The sequence below is a fragment of the Polaromonas sp. JS666 genome (assembly GCF_900103405.1).
Classification (GTDB): Bacteria; Pseudomonadota; Gammaproteobacteria; order Burkholderiales; family Burkholderiaceae_C; genus Polaromonas.
In genome coordinates, this window is sequence record NZ_FNHX01000014.1 from 49,670 (window position 1) to 76,184 (window position 26,515).

Below are 26,515 nucleotides of genomic sequence, written 5' to 3' on the forward strand. Positions count from 1 at the left end.
GCAGACCTGTTCAGGCCGCCGCGACGCCGGCGCCCGAGGCCATGGCGCCATCGGGCCCCGCCGGCGCCTGCATGGCCGCGCCATTGGCGCGAAAGCTGTGCGCGCTGGCCAGCGGCCAGTAGTAGCTGAACACGGTGTTCTGTTTTTCCAGCGAACCCAGCAGCGCGCCGGGCTCCACCTGCATGATGAGGTTGCTGAGCAGACGCACCTCGGTGTCGGTCAGGCGCCGCACGATGTGGTGGGCGTTGACCTCGCGCGGATGGCACAGGCCCGCGGCCTGCACCAGCTCCTGCAGCGCATGCAGCGTGCTGCGGTGGAAGTTGCGCACGCGCTCGGCCTTGTCGGGCACCACCAGGGCTTGCTGGCGCACCGGGTCTTGCGTGGTGACGCCGGTCGGGCATTTGCCGGTGTGGCAGCTCTGCGCCTGGATGCAGCCCAGCGCCATCATGAAGCCGCGCCCGGCGTTGCACCAGTCGGCGCCCAGCGCCATCAGCCGCACCATGTCGAAGGCGCTGACGACCTTGCCGGCCGCGCCTATGGAGATGCGGCTGCGCAGGTTCACGCCTATCAGCGTGTTGTGCACCAGCAGCAGACCTTCCTGCAGCGGCGCGCCCACATGGTCGGTGAATTCCACCGGCGCGGCGCCGGTGCCGCCCTCGGCGCCGTCCACCACGATGAAGTCCGGCGTGATGCCGGTCTCCAGCATGGCCTTGACGATGGCGAACCACTCCCAGGGGTGGCCTATGCAGAACTTGAAGCCCGTCGGCTTGCCGCCCGAGAGCTTTCGCAGCCTGGCGATGAAATGCATCATCTCCACCGGCGTGGAAAACGCGCTGTGGCTGGAGGGCGAGATGCAGTCCTTGCCCTGCGGCACGCCGCGCGCGGCGGCGATCTCCGCGGTGACCTTGGGGCCGGGCAGTATGCCGCCATGGCCGGGCTTGGCACCCTGGCTCATCTTGAGCTCGACCAGCTTGACCTGCGGGTCGCGCGCGTTGGCGGCGAAACGCTCCTCGCTGAAGCTGCCGTCCTCGTTGCGGCAGCCGAAGTAGCCCGAGCCGATTTCCCAGATCAGGTCGCCGCCGTGCAGCCGGTGGTGCTGCGAGATCGAACCCTCGCCGGTGTCGTGCGCGAAGCCGCCCAGCTTGGCGCCCTTGTTGAGCGCCATGATGGCGTTGGCCGACAGCGAGCCGAAGCTCAGCGCCGAGATGTTGAAGACGCTGGCATGGTAGGGCTGGGTGCAGGGCTCGACCGAGGGCGAGGGGTGGCCGGGCGAGCCGCCTATCCAGACGCGGAAGTCGTGCGAAGGCAGCTTGGTCGGCGACATCGAATGGTTGACCCATTCATAGCCCTGCGCGCCCACGTCGAGCTGCGTGCCGAAGGGCCGGTTGTCGGGCTCGCCCTTGGCGCGCTGGTAGACCAGCGAGCGCTGGGCGCGCGAAAACGGCGTGGCCTCGCTGTCGCTTTCAATGAAGTACTGGCGCATCTCGGGCCGTATGAACTCGAACAGAAAGCGCATATGGCCTATGACCGGGTAGTTGCGCAACACCGCGTGCCGGGTTTGCCGCAGGTCGTGCACGCCCACGCCAACCAGCGCAATGCAGGCCAGCAGGGCCAGCAGGGTCAGCCGGCCCACGCCGAAGAGCACCAGGCTGAACAGCGCCAGCAGCACGCCCAGCGCGCACAAGGCCATGAAGGTGTAACGAACCGGGAACCGGGCATCCAGACGCTGGAGGAACATGGTGGCGCTTCCGTGGGGGAGGGGCAGAATAACCGCGATGCGGCAGATACACTTTGCATCATAAGAGCCTCGCGTGAGGCTCAGGACTGTTTTTCATGAAGCCCACCCCCAAATCCGCCCCACCTTCAACGCGCTCGCCCGAGCCGGCTTTCCTCGAAGCCGAGGACTTTGACGCGCTCGACGCCATCCTCGACGACTTGCGCACCCGCTACGACGAGACGCCGCAGTGGGAGTTTTGCGAAGGTTTTATGGCCGCCGTGATCTGCTCGCGCCGGCCCATCGCCGCCGACGAATACCTGCCCGTGCTGCTGGCCGTGCCCGCCGAGGGCGAAGCGCCGGACCCGGAAGGCGGCTCCTTCGCGGACGAAGGCCAACGTGAGCGCTTCCTCACACTGTGGAACCGGCGCTGGCAGGAAGTTGCCGTCGCGCTGGATTCGGAAGTCGACTCGCTGGAAGACGACAACTGCTACCACCCCGAGGTGATGGACATACGCGGCGCCGTGGCCGAAATGGCGCCCGAGGAACGCGCCGCCTTCAAGGGCGAGGACCTGCCGGCCTTTGCCCAGGTCTGGGCGCTGGGTTTTATGTTCGCGGTCGAAAGCTGGCCCGACGAATGGATGGCGCCGCGCGACAAGGACGCCGCCAAATGGCTGGACGGCGCGCTGCAGGCCGTGGTGGCCATGACCGAGGACGACACGGCCGCGCCCGAGGTTTCACCGCTGAGCGAAGACGGCGCGCCCAGCACCAGCATCGCCCGGCTCAATGCTTTTGGCGAGGCCATCTGGGCGGTGTACGACCTGCGCGAGCTGTGGAAGACGCTGGGGCCCAAAGTGGAGACGGTGCGCGCCCAGGCCACGCCAGGGCGCAATGACCTCTGCTACTGCGGCAGCGGGAAAAAATACAAGAAGTGCCACGGCGCGGGCTGAAGCTTTTCCGCCGCGGTCAAGGCTCCAGCGACAGCAGCAGCTTCTCCACAATCGCATGCGCATAGCGGCTTGCCACTTCCTCGACAAAGCGCGGGAAGTCCACATGCGCGCTGTCGTCCGCGCGGTCCGAGATGGTGCGCACCGCGGCGAAGGGCACACCGTAGTCGTGGCAGACCTGCGCCACGGCCGCGCCCTCCATCTCGACCGCGAGCACCTCGTGGCCCGCGCCCGTGAGCGCGGCATGCAGGCCGCGCGACTCGCTGGCGCCTGAGACAAAACGGTCGCCGCTGGCGATCAGCCCGAGGTGCGCGCGCGCGCCCGCAAAGGCCGCGCCGGCTCCGCCAATGCCGCCATCACCCAATGCCGCCGACGCCGCCTTGAACAGCAAGGCCGTGAGCGCCGCGTCGCCCTCGAAGCGGCTGCGGCCGTACAGCGGCACCTCGTAGCGCGGAAACAGCGGCGAAGCATCGAGGTCGTGCTGCACAAAATCGCTGGCCACCACGACGTCGCCCACATTCACGCCCGCGCCCAGGCCGCCGGCCACGCCGGTGAACACCATGCGGCGCACGCCGAAGCGCTCGATCAGCGCGGTCGCCGTGGTGGCGGCCGCCACCTTGCCGATTTTCGACAAGGCCAGCACCACGGGCCGGCCGTGCAGCTCGCCCAGCCAGAAGTCGCGGCCGGCGTGCGCCACCTTCTGCGGCCGGTGCAGCAGCTCCATGAGGCCTTGCTGCTCCTGCAGCAGGGCACTGAGGATGGCGACGGGGGTGGGGGAGGCGGAGCGATTCGGCATGGCAGGATTGTGCCCACAAAGCCCGTACAGGCGCAAAAAAGGGCGACTCACGCCGCCCTCTAGAAAACCTTTGCAGGCTCTAAAAAAAGTTTGCCAGTTGGCTACTTCTTGTAGCTCCGGCCTAACAAGCCCTGCAAGCAGGGCAGTTGTAAGCCTTCGCTGCAAGAAATGAAGCAAGGCGTCATTTCTTGTCCCGCAGCTCGCGCCGCAGAATCTTGCCGACCGGTGTCTTGGGCAGCTCGGTGCGGAACTCCACCACCTTGGGCTGCTTGTAGCCGGTCAGGTTGGTCTTGCAGTATTCGCGCACCTGGGCTTCGGTGAGGTCCGGGTTTTTCTTGACGATCACCAGCTTGACGGCTTCGCCGGACTTGTCGTCGGCCACGCCCACGCAGGCGCATTCCATCACGCCGGCCAGCTTGGCCACCACGTCCTCGATCTCGTTCGGGTAGACGTTGAAGCCGCTCACCAGGATCATGTCCTTCTTGCGGTCGACGATCCTGAAGAAGCCGTTTTCATCAAGCACGCCAATGTCGCCCGACTTGAAGTAGCCGTCCGGCGTCATGACCTTGGCGGTTTCGTCGGGGCGCTGCCAGTAGCCGGCCATGACCTGCGGGCCCTTGATGGCGATCTCGCCGGGCTGGCCCTGCGGCACTTCGTTGCCGTCGTCGTCGAGCAGCTTGAAGTAGGTGCCTGGAATCGGCACGCCTATGGTGCCGGTGAAGGCCTTGCTGTTGGTCGGGTTGCAGCTGGCCGAGGGCGAGGTCTCGGACAGGCCGTAGCCCTCGCAGACCGGGCAGCCGGTTTTTTCGAGCCAGAGCTTGGCCACCGCGCTTTGCACGGCCATGCCGCCGCCCAGCGAAATCTTCAGGTGCGACCAGTCCACCGTGTTGAAGTCAGGGTGGTTGGCCAGGCCGTTGAACAGCGTGTTGACGGCCGGGAAGCTGTTGACCTTGTGTTTGGAGAGTTCCTTGAGCACCGCGGGCAGGTCGCGCGGGTTGGGGATCAGGATGTTTTTGCCGCCGGTGCGCATACCCAGCATCATGTTCACGGTGAAAGCGAAGATGTGGTACAGCGGCAGCGCGCAGACGTAAGTGGGCTGGTGGCCCGGCTGCATGCTGGCCATGGCCGGGCCGTTCCAGGCTTCGGACTGCAGCACGTTGGCGATCACGTTGCGGTGCAGCAGCACCGCGCCCTTGGACACGCCGGTGGTACCGCCGGTGTACTGCAGCACGGCCACGTCGTCGGGCTTGATGTCGGGGCGCTTGAGCGTCAGGCGCGTGCCCTGCGCCACCGCGTCGTTGAAGCGCACGGCGCCGGGCAGGTTGAAGGCCGGCACCATTTTTTTGACGTTGCGCACCACGTAGTTGACCAGCGCGCCCTTGAGCATGCCGAGCTGGTCGCCCATGGCGCACAGCACCACGTGCTTGACCGGCGTGGCGGCAATGCACTGCTCCAGCGTGTTGGCGAAGTTCTCGATGATGACGATGGCCTTGGAGCCCGAGTCCTTGAGCTGGTGCTCGAGTTCGCGCGGGGTGTACAGCGGGTTGACGTTGACCACCACATAACCTGCGCGCAGGATGGCCGCCACGGCCACCGGGTATTGGGGCACGTTGGGCATCATGATGGCGATGCGGTCGCCTTTGGCCAGGCCCAGGCTTTGCAGGTAGGCGCCGAAGGCCAGCGAGAGGCTGTCGGTCTGGCCGAAGGTGACGTCCTTGCCCATGAAGCTGTAGGCGACGCGGCTGCCGTGCTTTTTGAAGCTTTCCTCCATCAAGGCCACCAGCGACGGATACTGCGACGCGTCGATATCGGTGGGAACGCCCGGCGGGTAGGCCTTGAGCCACGGGCGGTCAATGGTCGCTGCATTCATGTTTGTCTTCTCCATTACGTTTTGCTTACAGCCATGGATTCTCACGGCGTGCCCTCTTCGTGGCTATTGCGTTTTCCCTAGGAAACCCGGGAAATCAGAAGGGAAGCCCCTCTAAAGTGGATCATCCCGCGGCGCGCGGCCGCGGGCAAACTCCCAGTCCGCGCTTATTCGACGGCCTTGCCCATGTCTTCGATCACCTTTTTGGCGTCGCCGAACACCATCATGGTTTTGTCCATGTAGAAGAGTTCGTTGTCCAGGCCCGCGTAGCCGGCCGCCATGGAGCGCTTGTTGACGATGACCGTCTTGGCCTTGTAGGCCTCCAGGATGGGCATGCCGTAGATGGGGCTGCCCTTGACGTGCGCCGCGGGGTTCACCACGTCGTTGGCGCCCAGGATGATGGCCACGTCGGCCTGGCCGAACTCGGCGTTGATGTCTTCCATTTCATGCACCTGGTCGTAGGGCACTTCGGCCTCGGCCAGCAGCACGTTCATGTGGCCCGGCATGCGGCCGGCCACCGGGTGGATGGCGTACTTGACGTTGACGCCCTTGTCGATGAGCTTTTGCGCCAGTTCCTTGACCGAGTGCTGCGCGCGCGCCACCGCCAGGCCGTAGCCCGGCACGATGATGACGGTTTCGGCATTGCCCAGGATGAAGGCGGCGTCGTCGGCCGAGCCCGACTTGACGGGGCGCTGCTCCTTGGCGCCCGCGGCGGCCGCGCCGGCTTCGCCGCCGAAACCGCCCAGGATCACGTTGAAGAAGGAACGGTTCATCGCCTTGCACATGATGTACGAGAGGATGGCGCCCGAGGAGCCGACCAGCGAGCCGGCGATGATCAGCATGGAGTTGTTCAGCGAAAAACCGATACCGGCCGCGGCCCAGCCCGAGTAGCTGTTGAGCATGGACACCACCACCGGCATGTCGGCGCCGCCGATAGGGATGATGATGAGCACGCCCATCACGAAGCTCAGCGCCAGCATCGCGAAAAACGCGGGCCAGCTGCCCGTGAACATGAACACCAGCCCCAGGCCTATGGTCAGCAGGCCCAGCACCAGGTTCAGCTTGTGCTGGCCGGCGAACTGCACCGGCGCACCCTGGAACAGGCGGAACTTGTAAGTGCCGGACAGTTTGCCGAAGGCGATCACCGAGCCGCTGAAGGTGATGGCGCCGATGGCGGCGCCCAGGAACAGCTCCAGCCGGTTGCCGGTGGGGATGGGGCTGCCTTTGGCCGCGATGCCAAAGGCATAGGGCTCGGCCACGGCGGCCACGGCGATAAAGACCGCGGCCAGACCGATCATGCTGTGGAAAAAGGCCACCAGCTCGGGCATCTTGGTCATTTCGACCGTCTTGGCGCGCCAGGCGCCGTAGCCCCCGCCGACCACCAGGCCCAGCAGGACATAGCCCATGCCCAGAGCCTTGCCACCCGAGATTTCGACGATCAGCGCGGCCGTGGTCAGCGCGGCAATGGCCATGCCCACCATGCCGAACAAGTTGCCGCGAATCGAGCTGGTGGGGTGCGACAGGCCCTTGAGCGCCTGAATAAAACAAACGGAAGCCACCAGGTACAGCAGCGTGACGAGGTTCATGCTCATTTGGCGGCTCCTTCAGCGGGCGCGGCGGCTTTCTTTTCTTTCTTGCGGAACATCTCCAGCATGCGGCGCGTCACCAAAAATCCGCCGAAGATGTTGACGGCCGCCAGCGCCACGGCCAGCACACCCATGGTCTTGCCCAGCGGCGTTTCGGTCAGCGCGGCCGCGAGCATGGCGCCCACGATCACGATGGCCGAAATCGCGTTGGTCACCGCCATCAGCGGCGTGTGCAGGGCCGGCGTGACGGTCCACACCACGTGGTAACCCACATAGATGGCCAGTACAAAAATAATCAGGTTGATGATGGTGGGTGAAACTGCTTCCATGATCGCCTATTGAGAAGTTGATGAAGTAACGCGGGGAGTGGCAAAGGCCAGGGGTGGGAGGGCCATGTTGCCGCTCATGGAGTAGACGCTGCCCTTGACGGCCGCGGCCAGCTGGCGCGCCCACACAAACTGGCCGGGTTTCAGGTATGTCGGGAGGCTTGAAGCTTCGTCGCCTTGCAAACCCAGAAAGCCCGGCACCACCAGCAGATTCACGTGCATGCTGGTGCCGCCGGAGCTGCCTACCGTCACACCGATGGCTTGCAAGGCCGGTGGCACGGCCATGCCCTGGCTTTCCATGGCGGTCAACACCTCGGGCATGGCGCGCTTGAGATAGAGCTCCGCCTTCAAAGGGATTGACGCGCGGATGCATTCCAGTGCATTGGGGTCTTTTGTCAGGTTCAGGGCGTGGACATTCTGGTTCCCGGTACAGGTATTGACCCAGTTGATGCGAAGCCCCCCGCCCTTTGACGAGTTCACGTAAAGAATGGCCATCACGCGGCCGCCCGAGATGAAGGCAAACGAACGGGTTTCGGTCGGCAGGGCACCGCCCGTGCCATTGCCGTCCACCGTGTCTTGCCCATCGCTGGACGCGAGTGCTTTCCAGTTTCCTTCCGGCAGTTCGATGCTGGCCCTGCCCACCTTGACGGTTTCGGCATGCGCAGGCAATGCAGCCATTGCGGCTGCCAGCATCACCAGCGAAAGCAGCTCACGGATCATTTTTTCCTGACCTCACCGCCCTGGGTCATCAGGCAGGCCGCGACGATGTCGTCTTCCAGGTCGACCTTGAGCTCCCCTTCCTTGGTGATGATGAGCTTGAGGAAGTCGAGCAGGTTGCGCGCATAGAGCGCGCTGGCGTCGGCCGCGACCAGCGCCGGCACATTGGTTTCGCCGATCAGGGTCACGCCGTGCTTGACCACGGTCTTGCCGGCTTCGGTGAGCGGGCAGTTGCCGCCTTGCGGCGCGGCCAGGTCGACGATCACGCTGCCGGGCTTCATGGCCTTGACCATCTCTTCGGTCACCAGCACCGGTGCCGCGCGGCCCGGAATCAGCGCCGTGGTGATGACCACGTCGGCCTGCGCCACGCGTTTGGCGACTTCGGCCTTTTGCCGCTCCAGCCAGCTGGGCGGCATGGGCTTGGCATAACCGCCCACGCCGACGGCGGCTTCGCGCTCTTCGTCGGTTTCATAGGGCACGTCGATGAATTTCGCGCCCAGCGATTCAACCTGTTCCTTCACGCTGGGCCGCACGTCGCTGGCCTCAATGACCGCGCCCAGGCGCTTGGCCGTGGCGATGGCCTGCAGGCCGGCGACACCGACGCCCAGGATCACCACGCGCGCGGCCTTGACCGTGCCGGCCGCCGTCATCAGCATGGGGAAAAAGCGCTGGTAGCGGTCGGCCGCCATCATCACGGCCTTGTAGCCGGCGATATTGGCCTGCGAGGACAGCACGTCCATGCTTTGCGCGCGGCTGGTGCGCGGCGCGGCTTCGAGGGCAAAGGAAGTCAGCTTGCCGGCGGCCAGGCGCTGCAGGCCGGCGGCGTCAAAAGGATTGAGCATGCCGACCAGCACGCCGCCGGCTTTGGCCAGTCCCATTTCGCTGTCCAGCGGGCAGCGCACCTTGAGCACGATGTCGGCGCCGTAGGCGCCCGCCGCGTCGGTGATCTCGGCGCCGACGGCCGTGTAGGCCTCGTCGGGAACGCTGGCGGCGACGCCGGCGCCCGACTGCACACGGACGGTGTGCCCCTGGGCCTTGAGTTTTTTGGCCGTCTCGGGCGTGATGGCGACGCGTGTTTCTCCGGCCGTGATTTCGGCGGGTACCCCAATCAGCATGGGTCTCTCCTCAGTACGTTGGTATGGGCTTGGTGGACATCAGCCCGTGGCTGGGCTTGTGCGTGATCTGTCTTCTGCGTGTCTGTATTTGTACCTGTCATGAAGCTTACATGAGATTTTTGCGATTTTTTGTCAGGGCAGTCTATAGTTTTTGCGCATTCCGCAGCCGCCCATAAAAATAGCCCCCTCGGACGCCATGCGCCTGAGGGGGCTGTCACGCCGCGGCGTGCGCCGTGTTATTTGGCCGTCGGCATCACGAACTCGGCGCCTTTGCCTATGCTTTCGGGCCAGCGCTGCATGATGGATTTCTGCTTGGTGTAAAAGCGCACGCCCTCTTCGCCATAGGCGTGCATATCGCCAAAGAGGCTCTTTTTCCAGCCGCCGAAGCCGTGCCAGGCCATAGGCACCGGGATGGGCACGTTGATGCCGACCATGCCGACCTGGATGCGGCGGCTGAATTCGCGCGCCACATGGCCGTCGCGGGTGAAGCAGCTCACGCCGTTGCCGAACTCATGGGCGTTGATGAGCTCCACCGCCTCGGCGAAATCCTTCACGCGCACGCAGCCCAGCACCGGGCCGAAGATCTCTTCCTTGTAGATGCGCATCCCGGGCGTGACGTGGTCGAACAGCGTGCCGCCCATCCAGAAGCCCTTGTCGCAGCCGGCGCCGGCCTGCGCACCTTTGAAGCCGCGACCGTCGACCAGCAGTTTTGCGCCTTCCTTCACGCCGGTGGCTATGTAGCCGGTGATGCGCTGGTGCGCGGCCGCGGTGACGATGGGACCCATCTCGGCGTCGAGCTCCACGCCGTTCTTGACCACCAGCGTTCTGGCGCGCGCCTCCAGCATGGGCACCAGCTTGTCGGCCACATTGCCGACCAGCACCGCCACCGAGATCGCCATGCAGCGCTCGCCGGCCGAGCCGTAGCCCGCGCCTACCAGCGCGTCCACCGCCTGCTCGAGGTCGGCGTCGGGCATGACCACCATGTGGTTCTTCGCGCCGCCCAGGGCCTGCACGCGCTTGCCGTGGCGGGCGCCAGTTTCGTAGATGTAGTTGGCGATCGGCGTGGAGCCGACAAAGGACACGGCCTTGACGTCCGGGTGCACCAGCAGCGCGTCGACCGCCTCCTTGTCGCCCTGCACCACGTTGAAGACGCCGTCGGGAAGGCCCGCCTGCTTGAGCAGGTCGGCCATGAACAGGCTGGGACTGGGGTCTATCGGGCTGGGCTTGAGCACAAAACAGTTACCGGCGGCAATCGCCACGGGGAACATCCACATCGGCACCATCACCGGGAAGTTGAAAGGCGTGATGCCGGCCACCACGCCCAGGGGCTGGCGCAGCGTCCAGTTGTCGATGCCGGTGGAGACCTGGTCGGTGAAGTCGCCCTTGAGCAGTTGCGGGATGCCGCAGGCGAATTCCACGATGTCGATGCCGCGCGAGACCTCGCCCTGCGCGTCGGTGAAGACCTTGCCGTGCTCGGCGGTGATCATGTGGGCCAGCTTGTCCTTGTTCTGGTTGAGCAACTCCAGGAACTTGAACAGCACGCGCGCGCGGCGCAGCGGCGGCGTGTCGGCCCAGGCCGGGAAAGCCGCCTGCGCGGACGCCACAGCGGCGTCGACCTCGGCCGTGCTGGCCAGCGCGACGTGGCCCGACACCGCGCCGGTCGCGGGGTTGAAAACTTCCTGGCTGCGGCCCGAGGTCGGTGCGGCGACGCGGCCGTTGAGGTAGTGGCCAATGGTGGCCTGGGGAGCGGTGGCGGCGGGTGATAAAGACATGGGGAAATCCTCTGGAAGTGGCCTGGCGGCCGGCAGGGGCCCGAAAAGGGCGGCTTGCTGGCAGTCTAGGCCGGCGGGGCCGGATTGATAACTCCCTTATTTGTGATTACATTGTTCATATTCCTGAACAATCGAAGGCCGGGGCGACCCAGCGCCTGGCACCATGTCCTCCGACCAACTTTCCCCCCTGGTGGCCGACCTGCACCTGCTGACGGTGCTGGCAGCCACCCGCAGCTTCACCGAGACGGCGCGCCGCCTGGGCGTCTCCAAGGCCTCGGCCAGCATGCGCATCAGCGAGCTGGAGCGCGCTGCGGGCGTGATGCTGGTGCGGCGTACCACACGCTCGGTGGGCCTGACCGAAGCCGGTCAGCAGCTGGTCAACGGCATGCAGCCGGCTTTTGCCCGCATCAGCGAAAGCTATTCGGCCGTGAAAGACCTGGTGGGCGCGCCGCGCGGGCTGATACGCGTGACGGCGCCGGTGGCGCTGGGGCGCCAGCACCTCGCGCCCTGCGTGGCGGCCTTTCTCAAGCGCTTTCCCGAAATCCACATTGAGCTCGAGCTGACCGACCGCTTTGTGAACCTGGCCAACGAGGGCTTTGACCTGGCGATACGCCATACCAACACGCCGCCCGACACCCATGTGGCCTGGGTGCTGTGCGAAACACGCTCCCTCCTGCTGGCCAGCCCCGACTACCTGGCGCGGCGTGGCGTGCCCACCCAGCCCTCGGAACTCGCCACGCACGACTGCCTGCTCTACCTGGGCAACCACAACACGGCCAGCTGGACCTTTATGCGCAGCGGCAAACGCAAGTCGCGCGAGCAGGTCGGGGTCAGCATCAGCGGCACGCTCAAGGCCAACAACAGCGAGGTGCTGCGCGAGGCGCTGGTGGCCGGCCTGGGCATAGGGCTGCTGCCGGATTTCAGCGTGCCCCGGGGCGGCGGCCAGCCAGCACCCCTGGTCCATGTGCTGCCCGACTGGCAGGTGCAGGGCTTCTTCGGCGAACGCATCTACGCCCTGAGGCCCTGGTCGGCCCAGGTGCCCAAGGCCGTGCAGTGTTTTGTCGAGCACCTGCGCGAGAGTTTTGCCGGCGGCTTCGGCGCCGCGCAGCCGGCCCCGGCGCCGTGACAGCCCGGACGGGGAAAAACACCCGGAAGCGCTGTCACGCGCGCCACGGATAATCAATGCATGAACAATCGATGGAAGCCCAGCGTCACGGTCGCTGCGGTCATAGAAAAAATAATCGACGGCGTCCCCAAGTTCCTGCTGGTGGAGGAGGAGACCCGGGACGGCCTCAAGCTCAACAACCCCGCCGGCCACCTGGACCCGGGCGAAAGCCCGGTTCAGGCCTGCGCCCGTGAAACGCTGGAAGAAGCTGCCTGGCACTTCAAGCCCACGGCCATCGTCGGCGTCTACCTGTCACGCTTCGAGCGGGCCGTGCCCGGCCAGGACCAGCCGCTGGACATCACCTATTTGCGCTTCGCGTTTTGCGGCGAGCTCGGCGACCACGTCCCCGGCCAGGCGCTGGATGAAGGCATTGTGCGCACCGTCTGGCTGACGGCTGACGAAATCCGGGCCAGCGTACCCAAGCACCGTAGCCCCCTGCTGTTGACCTGCCTGGAAGACTACCTGGCCGGCAAGCGCTACCCGCTGGAGCTGGTGACCACGGATGCCAGCGTGCATGCACCGCTGGGCCAGCCCGGGGCTCAGTAAAAAATCCGTTGCGCCACGGGCGGCGGCGCCCACTGGTACAGCCAGGTTTCGGTCAAGGGCTGGCCGTCGACCTGCAAATGCATGCGCAGGTTGATGGGTACCGTGCTCTCGCCATCGGGGCGCAGGTCGAACATGGCGCGCCATCCCTTGATGGCGTCCAGCGGCCGGGCCGAGGTCAACTCAATCGTGCCGCGCGAGGCGGTGATCACGGCCTTGACCGGGGCCCCGGCCTTCAGCAGCGCAAAGTCGCCGCCCGCAAAATCGACCGCAAAACGCCGTGAGTAGGCGGTGCGCTTTTGCCCCACCACGCCGCCCAGGCCGGTACGCGTGGCCACGCAGCGCGCCAGCGGCCCTTGCGCGGCGGGCGGCTGGCCGCCCCAGTGCAGCCGGTAGGAAAACAGCAGTTCCTGCCCCGCCTGCGGCTTGTCCCTGGGGTTCCAGAAGGCCACGATGTTGTCAAAGGTTTCATCCACGGTCGGGATTTCCACCAGTTGCACCGCGCCGGCGCCCCAACCGGCCTTGGGCTCAACCCACAGGCTGGGGCGTTTTTCGTAGAACACACCGTCGTCCTGGTAGTGGTCAAAGTTGCGGTCGCGCTGCATCAGGCCGAAACCGCGCGGGTTGTCGTCCTGGAAGGCGTTGAACTGCAGTTGCGCCGGATTGGTCAAGGGGCGCCACAGCCATTCGCCCGTGCCGCTGTGCATGGCCAGGCCGTCGGTGTCGTGGATTTCGCCGCGCCAGTCCCAACCCATGCGCCTGTCGTTCTCGCCGGTCTGGAACATGCTGGTGCACGGCGCAATGCCCAGGCGGTCTATGGTCTTGCGCGGGTACAGCGCCACGTCCAGGTCCATGATCTGCGTGTCGCCCGGCGTGATCACAAAGCGGTAGGCGCCGCTGACACTCGGCGAGTCCAGCAGGGCGTAGACGGTCAGTGAAGCCGCCTTCGGGTCCGGCTTTTCGAGCCAGTAGCCGATGAAATCCGGAAACTCTTCCGGGAAGGTTTGCGCCGTGTCGATGGCCAGGCCCCGTGCCGACTGGCCGTACTGCCATTCGCCGCCCACCGCGCGAAAGTAGCTCGCGCCCAGAAAGGCCGCCACGTCACGCACGGGATCGGTGTGGAAATTGAGGCGGAAGCCGGCAAAACCGAGGTCGGCGGGCAGTTGCTCGCCCCGCACGCCGCTTTTCCCGTAGTCGAACATGGCCGGGTCATAGGCCAGCTCCTGGGCCTGGCCGTTGCTCACTTCGTGCATGCGCACCGGCGTCTTGAAATACAGGCCGAGATGGAAAAATTTGGCCACGAAACGCAGCTTGTCATCGCCCCACAAGGCATGGTCGTCGCGAAAGCGGATGGCCTGGTGCTGGTCCCAGTTCAGGTCCGCAATACCGGAGGGCAAGGCCACCGCCCGGGTCCGGTAGGGTTTGGCGGCCAGGTCGCGCGCCTGGCCCTTGAGCGCCGCGTAGTCGAAGGCCTGGGCCTTGCCCACGGGTTTGAGGCCCGCGGCCTGCGCCAGCGATGACAGCCACGGCAGGCCGGTGGCCATGCCGGCCGCCGCCGCGGCCCGGCCGGTGCGGGAAAGAAATTGACGTCGTTGCAAAGTGGCAGCTCCTGCAAGAAGGGGCTTTCCATTGTGCTGGAAACATCCGCGGCGACGCGCCGCGGCCATCGACATTAGTCCGAACGGCTCAGCAAACCCGGTGGTTCGCCTCTGCTGGGCACCATCCTGCGGTCTACAGCCGCATGGCCGGCAGGGCCGTAAGGCCCCGAGCCGGCGCAAAAGCCTTTGCCTTTTTACAATGGGGCCATGGGCAACCCGCAAATCAACACACACAGCCACGGCGGCAAGCGACAACGCATCGTCGTCGGCCTGAGCGGCGGGGTGGACTCCGCCGTGACGGCGCACCTGCTCAAACAGCAGGGCCACGAGGTCATAGGCATCTTCATGAAGAACTGGGAAGATGACGACGACAGCGAGTACTGCTCGTCCAACATCGATTTTGTCGACGCCGCCGCGGTGGCCGACGTCATCGGCATAGAGATAGAACACGTCAATTTCGCGGCCGACTACAAGGACCGCGTGTTCGCCGAATTCCTGCGCGAATACCAGGCCGGCCGCACGCCCAACCCCGACATCCTGTGCAACGCCGAGATCAAGTTCAAAGCCTTCCTGGACCACGCCATGCGTCTGGGCGCGGAAAAAATCGCCACCGGCCACTATGCGAGAGTCCGCAAGAATGAAGCGACCGGCCTGCATGAGCTGCTCAAGGGCCTGGACCCGGCCAAGGACCAGAGCTACTTCCTGCACCGCCTGAACCAGGCGCAGCTGTCAAAGACGCTGTTCCCGGTGGGCGAGCTGCACAAGACCGAGGTGCGCCGCATCGCCGACGAGATCGGACTGCCCAACGCGAAGAAAAAAGACTCGACCGGTATCTGCTTTATCGGCGAGCGCCCTTTCCGCGATTTCCTGAACCGCTACATCGCCAAGGCGCCCGGCCCCATCAAAAACGACAAGGGCCGCGTGCTCGGTGAACACGTGGGCCTGTCCTTCTACACGCTGGGCCAGCGCCAGGGCCTGGGCATAGGCGGCGTCAAAGCCAAAGGCGCCGACCTCAAGGCCGCGCAGGCGCGCGGGCTGCGCGGCGTGGGCGAGCACGAACCCTGGTTCGTGGCGCGCAAGGACCTGGAGACCAACACGCTGTGGGTGGTGCAGGGCCATGACCACCCCTGGCTGCAATCGACGGTGCTGACGGCGCAGGACTGCAGCTGGGTGGCGGGCAGCGCCCCCGCGCCCGGCGCCATGGCTGCCAAGACGCGTTACCGGCAGGCCGACGCGGCCTGCGAGCTGCGCCGGGCCTCCAGCGACAGCTGCGAGCTGGCGTTTGCCGATGCGCAATGGGCGGTCACACCCGGGCAATCGGCCGTGCTTTACCAGGGCGAGGTCTGCCTGGGCGGCGGCGTGATCACCGCCAGCAATGTGCAGAACCAGCCTGCGGCCACCGTGTCACCCTCCGCCGGCGCGGTGCGTCACAGCGCCGTTTCGACGTAGGTGTAGATGTAGTTGGAGCCGCCGTTGACGTTGCCCAGCAGGCGCGACGAGCCAAAAATGCCCGAGCGGTGCGACACGCCGAAGCCGATATAGGTTTCCTTGAGCGGCCGGTAGCCGATCAGGTCACCCAGGCTCACGTCCAGGGTCGGGTCCAGGAAGTTGAGCATGCGCGAGGCCGGCTTGCCGTTGGCCGCCAGGCTGGAAGACTCGATGTAAGGGGCGCGCTGCGCCATCGACACCCCCACGCCCAGGCCCAGCCGGGTCTTCACGCGGTCGCTCCAGGGGAAGCCCGAGTACACGGCCTTCATGAACAGGTCCAGCTGCACGCCGTTGGCCTGCAGGCCGCGCTCGTTGTGGTGCGTCAGGCCCACATAGCCGATGAAGTCCAGCGGCCAGCCGTTCACGTTGCTCAGAAAAGGCTTGCCGACCTGGATGCCGGTGATGCTGGTGGCATTGGTCTTGGCCGTTGACAGGCACTGCGCCGTGATGATCTTGGCCAGGTGGCAGCCGTCCTCAGTGGACTTGCCGTACAGCACCTTGAAGTAGGTGGGCGTGTCGTTCTCGGCCCATTCGCGCTTGTGGCCGCCGAAATCGTAGGCCGCGCCCACATACACCGCGGGCAGCACGCTTTTTTGCACGATGGGGCTGTCCTTGACCTTGTTGCCCAGGAAGGTCGCCGACACGCCGGCCAGCAGGCGCCAGCGCTCCGTGAGGTCATAAGAGCCGTAAAGCCCCAGGGAAGTCTGCACACCCGCGCCCGGCGCATAGGCGGGACGGCTCGCCGTGGCCTCGCCGGCCTGCACACCGTAGTAATAGTTGTTGAGCTTGGCGTCGCGAAACGCCACCGTCAGGCTGGGGCGCAGCATCCAGGGGCCGGAGCGCCAGTCATAGGAATAGCCGAGGCGAAGCTCATTGCCCTTGTAGGTGTTGCCGATGTCGTGCACCAGCTCGGCCTGCAGCGTGCCCCAGGGCTGGCGCCAGCGGTAGGCCAGGCCCAGGTCGATGGCGGAATCGCGCGCCGACATGCCGGCCAGGCTGGCCGGCAGGCGCTCGGTGGGAAAGCCTTCCAGGCGCTGCTCCACAAAAAGGTCCAGCCGCCGCTCGTCGCCGTTGAGCAGCTTCACGCCGCCGCGGTTGGCGTGCAGGAACAGCCGCTCGCCTTCGTAAAGGTAGAGCGGCAGCAGGTCGTAGCGGCTGCCCGCGTCCTTGTAGGGCGAGCGCTCGACGCGCATCACCATGCCGAGCCCGGCGCTGCCCGTGGCCGGGAGAATGTCGGTGATCGGCTCGACGTTGCCGCCGGCCAGGGCCGTCGCGGCCGCGCACAGACCGCCCAGCGCAAGGGCGAAACCGCGCGGGATGCCGCGCGGCAAAGAGAGCAAAGGGAAACGATTCATCATTTTTTTAGGTGTTGGATGCCGGCCGCGCCCGGCAGGCGCGGCAAACACCCTCGATGCTATCCACGAACAACGCATTTCCCACGGCCGATTTGTAAGAAAACAGGCACAGATCGGATAGGCGCTTATCTCCATGCGGGCTTTACCCTCACACGCCGGCTCACACGTACACTGCCTATCGTCGGGTCTCCATTCACTCAACGGAGACTGTTATGCCCAAATTCGTGATCGAACGTGCCATCCCCGGACTCGGCGCCCTCAAGCCAGCCGAGCTGCACTCCATTTCCCAGAAATCGTGCGGCGTGCTGCGCGAACTCGGCCCCGACGTGCAGTGGGTGCAGAGCTACCTGACGGGAGGCAAGATGTACTGCGTCTACAACGCGGCCAGCGAGGAACTCGTGAGGGAACATGCGCGCAGGGGCGGCTTCCCGGCGGACTCCGTCGCGCAGGTCACCGGCGTCATAGACCCCACCACCGCCGAAGCCTGAGGCCCGCCTGTGGATCCGCAAGCCCCGAACGAGACGCCGCCTTTGGGGCTTGCCATCCACCTGCTCGGCCCGCCGCGGGTGGAGCGGGATGGCAGGCCCCTGCCGGCGCCGCGCGGCCACAAGGTCTGGGGCCTGCTGGCCTACCTGGTCCGCAGCGAGTCGCCGGTCAGCCGCAAGCAGCTGGCGGGACTGCTGTTCGAAGATGCCGAAGACCCGCTGGCCGCCTTGCGCTGGAACCTCAGTGAGCTGCGGCGCCTGCTGGACAGCGCGGATTTGCGCGGCGACCTGCTGGCGCTTGCGCTGGCGCCTGCGACCTACGTCGACCTCCGGGCCGTGCTGTCGGGAAGCTGGGCACAAGCCCTGTGCGTGCCCGGCCTGGACCGCGAGCTGCTCGAAGGCATGAATTTTTCAGGCAGCCCGGCCTTCGAGGTCTGGCTCGCCACGGAACGCCGCCACCTTCAGGCCGCCGCCGAGGCCGTGTTGCGCGAGGCCGCGCTGGCCCGCATGGCGGCAGGCGCCATGGCCGAAGCCGCCACACTGGCCGGCCGGCTGGTGCGCCACAACCCGCTGGACGAAAACTACCAGGCGCTGCTGGTGCGCAGCCTGGCCGCTTGCGGCGACGGCGTGGGCGCGGCGCGCCAGGCCGCCGCCTGCCGTGAATTGTTCCAGCGCGAACTCGGCGTGCAGCCGGGCGCCACACTGGATGCCGCCCTGCGCACCGCCACCGCGACACCCACCGCGCGGCCGGCCACGGGGCGCGCCGCGGCACTGGCGCAGCTGGAGGCCGGGGAGGCCGCCATAGGCGCCGGAGCGCTCGACGCCGGCCTGCAATGCCTGCGCCGCGCCATCGTCGAGGCCGACGCCACCGGCGACACGGCGCTGCGCGCGCGTGCCCGCGTGGCCCTGGGCGGCGCGCTGGTGCATGCCGCCCGCGGCCGCGACGAGGAAGGCGCCACGGCGCTTCACGAAGCCCTGGAGGTGGGCCGCAACGCCTCGCCGGCACTCGCCGCGGCGGCTTGCCGCGAGCTCGGTTATGTCGAATTCCTGCGCGGCCGCTACGAGCGCACGCTGGCCTGGCTGCAGCGCGCCGCGCCGCTGGCGGGCGGCGACCGCGCCGAGCAGGCGCGCATTGCCACCGTGCACGGCAGCGCGCTCAGCGACACCGCGCATTACACGGCCGCCATCAGCCTGCTGCGCGAAGCCGAGGCGCTGGGCGCCGCGGCCGGCGACCACAAACAGCTCGCCTATGCGCTGTCCATGCTGGGGCGCGCGCTGCTGCTGCACGGCGAGCTGGACGCCGCCGCCGACGCTCTGGACCGCTCGGTGGCCCTGGCCCAGCCGGGCTGGACGGCTTTTGTGCCCTGGCCGCAATCACTGCGGGCCGAGGTCGACCTGCTGCGCGGCGACGTGGAGGCCGCCGCGAACCGTTTCGAGCATGCCTTTGCGCTTGGCTGCCAGATCGGCGACCCCTGCTGGGAAGGCATTGCCGGCCGCGGATTGGGGCGGGTGGCCATGGCGCGTGGCGAACCGCGGCGCGCGGCCGAGATCCTGGTCGACGCGCTGGCGCGCTGCGTGCGCCTGCCCGACGCCTACCTGTGGGGCAAGGGCTATGCGCTCGATGCGCTGTGCGGCGTCGCGGTGGCCGAGGCCATGCCCCAGGCCTCGGCCTGGATCAACGAGCTACAGGACCTGGCCGCGCGCAGCGGCATGCGTGAGCTCACGGTGCGCGCCTGCCTGCACCGCGGCGCGCTGGGCGACAGCGCAAGCACGGCCGCGGCCGCCTTGCTCGCCGGCCAGATCGACAACCCCGCGCTGCAGACCCTCGCCGGGCTTTGACGGCGGCGGCGACACCCCAAGAGCTTGATCATGAAGACAAAACCCAAAGACGCCGTGTTTCACGGCGGAACCCGGCGCCTGCTGCCCGGCCAGGCGCTGCGCCTGCCCCGGCGCGGCGGCGAACTGACGGTGCTGCGCGGCCGGCTCTGGCTCACGCGGGGCCAGGACCCCGGCGACCACTTCATCGCTGCCGGCCAGCGCGTGCGCCTTGGCGATCATGAGAACGCGGTGATCGAGCCCGCGCAAAGCACGCGGGGCGTGAGCCTGCACTGGGAACCCCGCCGCCCGGGCCTGGCCGGCGCCCTGCTGGCCCGGCCCTTGAGCGGCGCGGCCTTCCTGGCTTTTGTGGCGGCCCGCGGCTTCGCGGCGCTGGCGCGCAAGGCCGCGGCGGCTGCCAGGCGCGCGCGCGGCCATGGCGACATCAGCGGCGGCCATGCCTTGTTCGTCACACTGGAAGGCGGCGGGGCGCGGGAACCGGGCCGGCGCTGCTGAAACTCAGCCTTCCTTCGCCTCGCTGGCGGCCTGCCCTTGCTGCGCCCTGTCCGCCAGCAGGTCGACAAAGGCGCGCACCTTGGCGGGACGAAAGCGCGCGGCCGGAAACACCGCGTGGATGCCACCCGAAGGCAGCTGCCATTGCGGCAGGACCTCGATGAGGCGGCCGGCCGCAAGGTCGCCGGCCACCGCATAGTCGGGCAACACCGAAAGCCCCGCGCCCTGGCATACGGCCTCGCGCACGGCCAGTGTGGCATCGAGAAAAATCGAGGCCTGCACAGGCACGGCCTCTCGCTCTGTCTCGTTGAGCGAAAAATTCCAGCTGAGGTGGTCACGCAAGGCGGTGTTGGCGACAAAGGGAAGACCGGCGATGTCTTGCGGGCGCGTGAGCCGCGCCACTTGGGCCTTCATGGCCGGCGGCGCCACAAGCAGTTGACGGAAGGCGCCGATTTTTCGGGCCTGCAAGCTGGTTTCAGCCAGCCAGCCGACACGGATCGCCAGTTCGAAGTTGCCGGACATCAGGTCCATCGTCTGGTCGCTCAGGACCGCATCGACCTTGCACGCGGGGTAGCGCCGGGTGAAAGCGGCGATGGCCGGCACCACGACACCCACGCCATAGTCGAAGGGGGCGGTGAGCCGCAGCATGCCTGAGGGCTCCGCCGAGGTTTCGGCCAGGTCGTCGAAGGCATTCCCGGCCTCGCGCAGGATCAGCGCGCAGCGCAGGTAAAAGGCCTGGCCCAGTTCGGTGGGCTGCACCTTGCGTGTGGTGCGCACCAGCAGCGACGTGCGGAACTCGCGCTCCAGCCGCGCGACCTGCTGGCTGACCACGGCCTTGGTGATGCCCAGGCGATCCGCCGCCGCGGTGAACGAGCCGGTTTCCACCACCGCCGCGAAGTAGGCCAGGCGCCTCAGGTTTCCCAACCCACCGAGGCCGCCGTCGTCGTGATTGTTTGCTTTAAACATACATTGTGTTTATCAGAGATGTCTTTAACAGTCAATTGATCCTGCCTACGATCACAGCCAGTGAGCCAACAAACCATGACCAAGACCCTGCATTACCTCTTCGACCCGCTGTGCGGCTGGTGCTACGGCGCCACGCCGGTGCTCTCCGCCTTGCTGGAAATCCCCGACGTCAGCGTCGAATTGCTGCCCACCGGCTTGTTCTCCGGCGCGGGCGCAAGACCCATGGACAGCGAGTTCGCCGCCTACGCCTGGTCCAACGACCAGCGCATAGAACGCCTGACCGGGCAGCGCTTCAGCGAGCAGTACCGCCAGCAGGTGCTCGGTGATCACCAGCGGCTTTTCGACAGCGGCCCGGCCACGCTGGCGCTGACGGCGGTGTCATTGACAACGCCCGCCAGGGAACTCGAAGCCCTCAAGGCCGTGCAGCATGGGCGCTATGTGGACGGCAAGGACGTGAGCTCGCTGGCCACGCTGGCCGGCCTTCTGCAAGGGCTGGGCCTGGTGCAGGCGGCGGCGATGGTCGCGCAGCCCGATGAGGCGCTCCTCGCGGCGAACCGGGCGCGCACCGGCCGGGCACAGGCCTTGATGCGGGAATTCGGCGCCCACGGCGTGCCGACCCTGGTTGCCGAATCGGGCGCCAGGCGCTGGGTCGTGAACCACGCGGCTTTTTATTCCAACCCACGCGCATTGCTCAACGAGCTCGAGGCGGCCTGAGCCAAGCGCGCCCAGCAAACCTTTTTTATTTAGTTAACTGCAAGAAAGCAAAACCATGACCACACGAAGAGAAACCCTCAAAACCGTAGCCGCCGCGGGTGTCGCGACGGCCATCTTAGGAGTGAAAAGCGCTATGGCTGCAAATACCAATCTGACCTGGAAACACTTTCCCGCCGGCGAGCATGGATTCTTCCGCGCCCCGGTCCTCATCTCCGGCGACCGCGAGGCCGTCTTGATCGATGGCGGCTTCACGCTTCCCAACGGCAAGGCGCTGGCCGAGGCCATCAAGGCCACGGGCAAAAAGCTCACGACCATTTACATCAGCCAGAGCGACCCTGACTACTACTTCAGCCTCGGGCCCATCAAGGCGGCGTTTCCCGATGCCAAGGTGATCGCCGCGCCGGCCACGATAGCGGCCATCAAGGGCAATGTGGAAAAGAAACTGGCGACCTGGGGCCCCCAGCTCAAGGAAAGCGGCCCGCAAGCCCTGGCCGACATCGTGATGCCCGAAGCCTTCGACGGCCGGACCCTCACCCTCGAAGGCCAGGCGCTGGAGATCGTCGACGTCGACGACCTTGCGAATCGCCGCTATATCTGGGTGCCTTCGCTGAACGCCATCTTCGGCGGCGTTCTGCTGTTCTCCGGCGTGCACGTGTGGACTGCCGACACGCAGGGCGCCGAGGGCCGTGCCGCCTGGGTGAAGGCGCTGGACGCCATGGCCGCGCGCAAGCCCGCCGTGGTCGTTCCCGGCCATATGGCGGTCACGGCGGCGGTGGATGCAAGCGCGATCAAATACACCCGCGACTATCTCGTCGCTTTCGAGGAAGAGCTTGCCAAGGCTGCCGACAGCGCCGCCCTCATTGCGGCGATGACCAAGCGTTACCCGAACGCCGGCATGGGCGTGGCCCTGCAAATCGGCGCCAAGGTCGCCAGGGGCGAGATGAAGTGGGGTTGAGGCGGGGTTGAAGCGGTGCGGCCGGATCTCGGCATCCGGATGCGCAACTAAAGAAAAAGCCCGCCCTCCTCCCGGAGCGCGGGCTTTGAATCTTTGAAGACAGAACCCGCATTGACGACAGCCGCTAACATCCCGGTTGGAAGTAAAGGGCGTTGGGAGCTTGATCGCCTCGCTGTTGAATGCAAAACATGGCAATAAACCATCTGGATGTGGATGACGGGGCAATACACCCCGGCACGCGCACGTCGCTGTTCCAGCCGCCGCCCTTGCTGGCGGATTGCGTGTGCGCTTATGTGGTGCGCGACACTTTAAACGCCCAGCTGAGCCCCAAACAAAGCTTTAGTCATTTGCCGGTGTCTCCGCTGGTCAGCATTGTTTGGTTGATCCAGGGCGGACGATCATCCATGCCTATCGGCGATGGCGAATGGCTCGCGTCGTCAAGGCGTGTTGTCTTGCGCGGCCCTCGCACGCAACCCACGGTTTGGCAAAGCCACGGCCCGGCCCTTGGGTTTTCACTGACTATTTTTCCGGATGCGTTTCATGCGCTGACCGATTTGAATGTGACGAGCTTGCTTGACCAGGCCAGGAACCTGCAAACCGTGCTCGGCAAAGACTGGCAGCAAATGGCGATTGACGTCCTGCGGGCCGGCGACGACCTGGAACGCATTCAAATCATTGAAGCCTTTTTAACGCCTCGTTGGATACCGGTACGTGCTCCACGGCCGGCGGCAACGTCGCCGGATGGCCTGACCTTGTTCAATGACTGGGTCGATGCGGTAGCGCTGCGCGCCTCCGCCTCAACCCTTGGGCAAAGCACGCGCCAACGGGAGCGGCTCATCAAGGGGCAATTGGGACTTCCCATGCGCGCGATCCGCGGTCTGGTCCGCATGGAGTCAACATTGACACGGGGGCACGGCTCCAACGCCTTTGGAGGCCCGTCTTTGGTGGATGTCGCCCATGCCATGGGATTCTCCGACCAGGCGCACTTGTGCCGGGAAGTCAAACGCTACTCGGGCTTGAATCCAACGGACCTGCAACGCGCCATTGAAACCCAGGAGTCCTACTGGCCTTACCGCTTGAGGCAAGCACTGAAGGCGCGCTGACGGCTCTGGACCTTGTCCACGGGCCGCAATTCCTGTTGCGTCCAATTCCACAATACGCGCCGCAAATGTCGTTTTGATTCAAGACCGCCTCCTCGCGCTTGCGTAACATCCAAGTCTTTTGTTTGCCCGGCTCGCCCCACCATGCGCTTGCAGATCAGTCCCAAACTTCTCGGCCTCAGCCTGGCCGTGCTGTCCGTTGCCTCTGTGAGCCACGCTCAGGGCGTCTACAAATGGGTGGATGCACAGGGCAAAACCCACTACGACCAGCAGCCGCCCGCCAACGATAAACCCAGTGAGGCGCTGAAACTGCACAGCAACAGCAGCTTTGGCGGTGACAACAACGGCAAGGTACGCCCCACCGAGTACAACGCCGACGGCACCAAAAAGATTCCCAAAGACGTGCAGGACTTTGCCAAGGGCATGGAAAAGGCCCTGGGAACCAAAGACAGCAAAGAGGTGCCGCTGGACTGCAGCAGCGCGGTCAGGAATGCGCAGGAGCAGGCGGATACGGCGCTGGAAGTGAGCGCCAAGAACCTGAAAACCGGCTACATCACCCAGGTGGATTACGACAACAATGCCGCCAGGTTGCGCCGCGCCAAGGCAGAGACCACTGTGGCCGGCTGCCAGTCCGCCACGGGCAAGGACCGTGCCTTCTACCAGTGCATGTCCAACGGCAACAACCACTTCACGGCTTGCATCAAGTAGACAAGCACTGCGCAACTTCGATGGACTTGATCGACTGCCCCCGACCCGGCGCGCAGTTCCCGATCCCACCGGCCTCCATAAACCGCAGGCAATTCAAATGCCCTGCTTCACAGCAAGATGAAGGTCAGTAGTGCCCCATGTCAGAAGTAAGAACGATTGCCACCCTCTGCTTTGAAAACGACGATACCAGTTCGAGCCTTCGCCTGGCATTGCGGAACATCCCCTCTTCAACGAGATGATTTACCTAGTGTCCCCGGCCAAATCGGGAGTCGAACCACGTAAGCGCGCAATGTCCATCGCTGAGGTCGCGCAGTATCCGCTCATACTTTCAAGTGGCCAGACTGGGATGAGAAGAATCGTCCAAGCCGGCTTGGCCGCCCACGGTGTCACCGCGGAGCCGCTTGCGGAGGTTGACTCCCTCCGAACCCTGGTCGACGTCGTTGAGGCCGGTAACGTCCACACGGTTTTGCCTGCATCGGCTCTGCAAAAGCAACTCAAGAGCGAATCCGGCTGCTCGCTTGTGATCAATCCGCTGGACCTTTCCAGAAATGTCGTGCTGTGTACATCCGAGCACCTCCCACTGGGAGCGACCGCGACCGCCGTCTATGAGCTGTTGGAAAACTTGATTCGCGAGGCACTGGCGGAAGGGACGTGGGTCGGCATTCGTCCCATCCCGGATGCGTCATCGACTTAAACGAACACCCCCTCTGCACATTGAATAGCGCCAGTGCAATGCTGCCTCTAGAGTGAAGGCTTCATCACTCAACTGGGCTGCACCATGGAAGCACTCACCGTTTACTGGCCAACTGGGGGCTCCAGCTGTGTCCGCGTCAAGGAATTTCTGACTGGCAAGGGAGTCCCCTACCAGTCAGTCAACCTAGCAAAAGACCCCGCGGCCATGAAATTCCTGTCCTCTCTGGGAACCAGATCTATCCCGTGGTTGACCCAATGGTGGGACACCCTCGAAGATCGAAGCTGCAGGCAACCACTGAAGATGTTCTATGGCGTGCATTCCATGCATTCCTTTCTGGAGCGCTCCACCTGGCACAGCGCCCATCACACGCACCAACTCCTCTGGTGGTGCAAGGAAAACGGAGGTCCCGTCGAGCAGCAGTTGACGAAGGAAGTCCTGCAGGGCTTGCCCATGCCCGAAGGCATCTGGGAATAGGTCGGGGCCCAACGGCTTTCAGGCAACAAACATTGGTGACTTACTCATGCGTAAACATTCCAAACTGATCATTCTGGGCTCGGGTCCCGCCGGTTACACCGCGGCCATTTATGCAGCGCGGGCCAATCTCGCCCCCACGCTCATCACCGGAAACGTGCAGGGTGGCCAGCTCACGACGACCACAGACGTCGAAAACTGGCCGGCCGATGTTCAAGGCGTGATGGGGCCGGCGCTGATGGAGCGGTTTTTGCATCATGCAGAGCGGTTCAATACGCAGGTGGTGGTCGACCACATCGTCAATGTGGATCTGCAAAGTCGGCCGTTCGTGCTCGTTGGGAACGAAAATACCTACTCATGCGACGCACTCATCATCGCCACGGGTGCATCTGCCAAATACCTCGGGCTCCCTTCGGAGCAAGCGTTTCTCGGACGCGGCGTATCTGGATGCGCGACCTGCGATGGTTTCTTCTATGTCGATCAGGACGTCTGCGTCGTGGGCGGTGGAAACAGCGCCGTGGAAGAGGCCCTTTATCTTTCAAACATTGCCAGGAAGGTCACTCTGATTCACCGGCGAGAAAAGTTCCGCGCTGAGCCGATCCTCATGGACCGACTGCGCAAGAAAATCGAAGAGGGAAAGATCGAGCTGAAAATCAACTGCGTGGTCGAACAGGTGGTGGGTAACGATGCCGGCGTCACGGGGGTACAGCTACGCGACCAGCTGCGGAACGCCAGCGAGCTTGTCGAAGTTAACGGCTGCTTCATCGCAGTCGGACATCAACCAAATACCCATCTCTTCGAAGGGCAACTGTCGATGGCGGATGGCTACATCAAGACACGGTCCGCTCAGGATGGCTACGCCACCATGACCAGTATCACAGGCGTATTCGCCGCAGGCGACGTTCAGGATCATATCTACCGGCAGGCGGTCACCAGCGCCGGAAGCGGCTGCATGGCAGCCTTGGATGCTCAACGATTTCTGGATTCCTGAGCGCGCGCGGCACTCTAACTCGCCGCGATGGCATCGTCTTGCGTGAAGAGGCCTTATCAAACTTGAATAGCGGTCAGGTCAGTGTCGTCCTAAAGTCGATCATCCTTTAACGAA

24 protein-coding genes and 2 pseudogenes are annotated in these 26,515 nt (G+C 65.3%); 15 read left to right on the plus strand and 11 right to left on the minus strand.

Going from position 1 to position 26,515, the window contains the following annotated elements; translation table 11 throughout:
* Positions 1 to 10: 10 nt before the first annotated feature.
* Entirely contained in the window at positions 11 to 1,738 is a 1,728-nt protein-coding gene (locus tag BLQ85_RS22110; RefSeq protein WP_074580123.1) for an FMN-binding glutamate synthase family protein, read from the minus strand.
* A 95-nt stretch (positions 1,739 to 1,833) separates the two neighbouring features.
* Here BLQ85_RS22110 and BLQ85_RS22115 point away from each other — a divergent pair, with 95 nt between their 5' ends.
* Entirely contained in the window at positions 1,834 to 2,664 is an 831-nt protein-coding gene (locus BLQ85_RS22115) for a UPF0149 family protein (protein ID WP_074580124.1), read from the plus strand.
* A 16-nt stretch (positions 2,665 to 2,680) separates the two neighbouring features.
* Here BLQ85_RS22115 and BLQ85_RS22120 read toward each other — a convergent pair whose 3' ends face one another.
* The 7 genes from BLQ85_RS22120 to BLQ85_RS22150 form a co-directional block, all read right to left on the minus strand.
* Positions 2,681 to 3,457 carry a 5'-methylthioadenosine/adenosylhomocysteine nucleosidase gene (locus BLQ85_RS22120; RefSeq protein WP_074580125.1) on the minus strand — a complete coding sequence of 259 codons (777 nt, stop codon included), beginning with the start codon at positions 3,455 to 3,457 and terminating at the stop codon, positions 2,681 to 2,683.
* A 181-nt stretch (positions 3,458 to 3,638) separates the two neighbouring features.
* On the minus strand, positions 3,639 to 5,327 hold the full coding sequence (locus BLQ85_RS22125) for a long-chain-fatty-acid--CoA ligase (protein ID WP_074580162.1): 1,689 nt from the start codon (positions 5,325 to 5,327) through the stop codon (positions 3,639 to 3,641).
* Positions 5,328 to 5,491: 164 nt separating this feature from the next.
* Positions 5,492 to 6,916: an NAD(P)(+) transhydrogenase (Re/Si-specific) subunit beta gene (locus BLQ85_RS22130; RefSeq protein ID WP_074580126.1), complete on the minus strand. Its 1,425-nt coding sequence runs from the start codon at positions 6,914 to 6,916 to the stop codon at positions 5,492 to 5,494.
* Positions 6,913 to 7,239 (minus strand): NAD(P) transhydrogenase subunit alpha part 2, encoded by a 327-nt coding sequence (locus tag BLQ85_RS22135; RefSeq protein ID WP_074580127.1) that lies wholly within the window; start codon positions 7,237 to 7,239, stop codon positions 6,913 to 6,915. Before BLQ85_RS22135 ends, BLQ85_RS22130 begins: the two co-directional genes overlap by 4 nt.
* Before the next feature lie 6 nt (positions 7,240 to 7,245).
* Complete coding sequence (locus tag BLQ85_RS22140) at positions 7,246 to 7,956, minus strand: hypothetical protein (RefSeq protein WP_074580128.1); 711 nt, start codon at positions 7,954 to 7,956, stop codon at positions 7,246 to 7,248.
* Positions 7,953 to 9,068, minus strand: coding sequence for a Re/Si-specific NAD(P)(+) transhydrogenase subunit alpha (locus BLQ85_RS22145; RefSeq protein ID WP_074580129.1), 1,116 nt, complete (start codon positions 9,066 to 9,068; stop codon positions 7,953 to 7,955). The genes BLQ85_RS22140 and BLQ85_RS22145 overlap by 4 nt, the downstream gene beginning before the upstream one ends.
* 236 nt (positions 9,069 to 9,304) lie before the next feature.
* The gene (locus tag BLQ85_RS22150; RefSeq protein WP_074580130.1) at positions 9,305 to 10,840 is read right to left on the minus strand and encodes a CoA-acylating methylmalonate-semialdehyde dehydrogenase; all 1,536 of its coding nucleotides are present in this window, start codon (positions 10,838 to 10,840) and stop codon (positions 9,305 to 9,307) included.
* Positions 10,841 to 11,003: 163 nt separating this feature from the next.
* Here BLQ85_RS22150 and BLQ85_RS22155 point away from each other — a divergent pair, with 163 nt between their 5' ends.
* Positions 11,004 to 11,966 carry a LysR family transcriptional regulator gene (locus BLQ85_RS22155; protein WP_074580131.1) on the plus strand — a complete coding sequence of 321 codons (963 nt, stop codon included), beginning with the start codon at positions 11,004 to 11,006 and terminating at the stop codon, positions 11,964 to 11,966.
* Between the two features lie 60 nt (positions 11,967 to 12,026).
* A complete protein-coding gene (locus BLQ85_RS22160; protein ID WP_074580132.1) occupies positions 12,027 to 12,551 on the plus strand; it encodes an NUDIX hydrolase in 525 nt (174 codons plus the stop codon).
* Here the strand turns inward: BLQ85_RS22160 and BLQ85_RS22165 are convergent.
* Positions 12,545 to 14,146 carry an OpgD/OpgG family glucan biosynthesis protein gene (locus tag BLQ85_RS22165; RefSeq protein WP_074580133.1) on the minus strand — a complete coding sequence of 534 codons (1,602 nt, stop codon included), beginning with the start codon at positions 14,144 to 14,146 and terminating at the stop codon, positions 12,545 to 12,547. The two genes, BLQ85_RS22160 and BLQ85_RS22165, sit on opposite strands and share 7 nt — an antisense overlap.
* Positions 14,147 to 14,353: 207 nt before the next feature.
* Here BLQ85_RS22165 and mnmA point away from each other — a divergent pair, with 207 nt between their 5' ends.
* The gene (gene mnmA, locus BLQ85_RS22170; protein ID WP_074580134.1) at positions 14,354 to 15,595 is read left to right on the plus strand and encodes a tRNA 2-thiouridine(34) synthase MnmA; all 1,242 of its coding nucleotides are present in this window, start codon (positions 14,354 to 14,356) and stop codon (positions 15,593 to 15,595) included.
* On the opposite strand, the gene BLQ85_RS22175 is transcribed toward mnmA, so the two are convergent.
* Positions 15,574 to 16,992 (minus strand): MipA/OmpV family protein, encoded by a 1,419-nt coding sequence (locus BLQ85_RS22175; RefSeq protein WP_254806502.1) that lies wholly within the window; start codon positions 16,990 to 16,992, stop codon positions 15,574 to 15,576. The genes mnmA and BLQ85_RS22175 overlap by 22 nt on opposite strands.
* A gap of 209 nt (positions 16,993 to 17,201) precedes the next feature.
* On the opposite strand from BLQ85_RS22175, the gene BLQ85_RS22180 reads away from it, so the two are divergent.
* From BLQ85_RS22180 to BLQ85_RS22190, 3 genes are read left to right on the plus strand one after another with little or no spacing between them, the layout of a single operon-like run.
* Positions 17,202 to 17,477, plus strand: a complete 276-nt coding sequence (locus BLQ85_RS22180) for a DUF4242 domain-containing protein (RefSeq protein WP_074580136.1) — start codon at positions 17,202 to 17,204, stop codon at positions 17,475 to 17,477.
* Positions 17,478 to 17,486: 9 nt separating this feature from the next.
* Positions 17,487 to 19,313, plus strand: coding sequence for a BTAD domain-containing putative transcriptional regulator (locus BLQ85_RS22185; protein ID WP_139201089.1), 1,827 nt, complete (start codon positions 17,487 to 17,489; stop codon positions 19,311 to 19,313).
* A 30-nt stretch (positions 19,314 to 19,343) separates the two neighbouring features.
* A complete protein-coding gene (locus tag BLQ85_RS22190) occupies positions 19,344 to 19,805 on the plus strand; it encodes a DUF2917 domain-containing protein (protein ID WP_074580138.1) in 462 nt (153 codons plus the stop codon).
* Positions 19,806 to 19,808: 3 nt separating this feature from the next.
* Here BLQ85_RS22190 and BLQ85_RS22195 read toward each other — a convergent pair whose 3' ends face one another.
* Positions 19,809 to 20,768, minus strand: coding sequence for a LysR family transcriptional regulator (locus BLQ85_RS22195; RefSeq protein ID WP_074580139.1), 960 nt, complete (start codon positions 20,766 to 20,768; stop codon positions 19,809 to 19,811).
* Positions 20,769 to 20,843: 75 nt separating this feature from the next.
* Between BLQ85_RS22195 and BLQ85_RS22200 the strand changes: the two genes are divergently transcribed.
* The 8 genes and pseudogenes from BLQ85_RS22200 to trxB all read left to right on the plus strand — a co-directional run bounded on the left by BLQ85_RS22200 (position 20,844) and on the right by trxB (position 26,401).
* Positions 20,844 to 21,482 (plus strand): DsbA family protein, encoded by a 639-nt coding sequence (locus BLQ85_RS22200; protein ID WP_074580163.1) that lies wholly within the window; start codon positions 20,844 to 20,846, stop codon positions 21,480 to 21,482.
* 55 nt (positions 21,483 to 21,537) lie between these two features.
* Positions 21,538 to 22,437, plus strand: a complete 900-nt coding sequence (locus tag BLQ85_RS22205; protein ID WP_074580140.1) for an MBL fold metallo-hydrolase — start codon at positions 21,538 to 21,540, stop codon at positions 22,435 to 22,437.
* A gap of 188 nt (positions 22,438 to 22,625) precedes the next feature.
* Positions 22,626 to 23,540: a helix-turn-helix domain-containing protein gene (locus tag BLQ85_RS22210; RefSeq protein WP_139201090.1), complete on the plus strand. Its 915-nt coding sequence runs from the start codon at positions 22,626 to 22,628 to the stop codon at positions 23,538 to 23,540.
* A 141-nt stretch (positions 23,541 to 23,681) separates the two neighbouring features.
* Positions 23,682 to 24,245 (plus strand): DUF4124 domain-containing protein, encoded by a 564-nt coding sequence (locus BLQ85_RS22215; RefSeq protein WP_074580142.1) that lies wholly within the window; start codon positions 23,682 to 23,684, stop codon positions 24,243 to 24,245.
* Between the two features lie 199 nt (positions 24,246 to 24,444).
* A pseudogene (locus BLQ85_RS22220) lies at positions 24,445 to 24,939 on the plus strand (LysR substrate-binding domain-containing protein); the annotation flags it as partial.
* A gap of 84 nt (positions 24,940 to 25,023) precedes the next feature.
* Positions 25,024 to 25,170: pseudogene (locus BLQ85_RS24985) on the plus strand (glutaredoxin domain-containing protein); the annotation flags it as partial.
* A gap of 90 nt (positions 25,171 to 25,260) precedes the next feature.
* Positions 25,261 to 25,413 carry a hypothetical protein gene (locus tag BLQ85_RS24845; protein ID WP_254806503.1) on the plus strand — a complete coding sequence of 51 codons (153 nt, stop codon included), beginning with the start codon at positions 25,261 to 25,263 and terminating at the stop codon, positions 25,411 to 25,413.
* Positions 25,414 to 25,459: 46 nt separating this feature from the next.
* Positions 25,460 to 26,401, plus strand: coding sequence for a thioredoxin-disulfide reductase (gene trxB, locus BLQ85_RS22230; protein ID WP_074580145.1), 942 nt, complete (start codon positions 25,460 to 25,462; stop codon positions 26,399 to 26,401).
* The last annotated feature ends 114 nt before the right edge of the window (positions 26,402 to 26,515 follow it).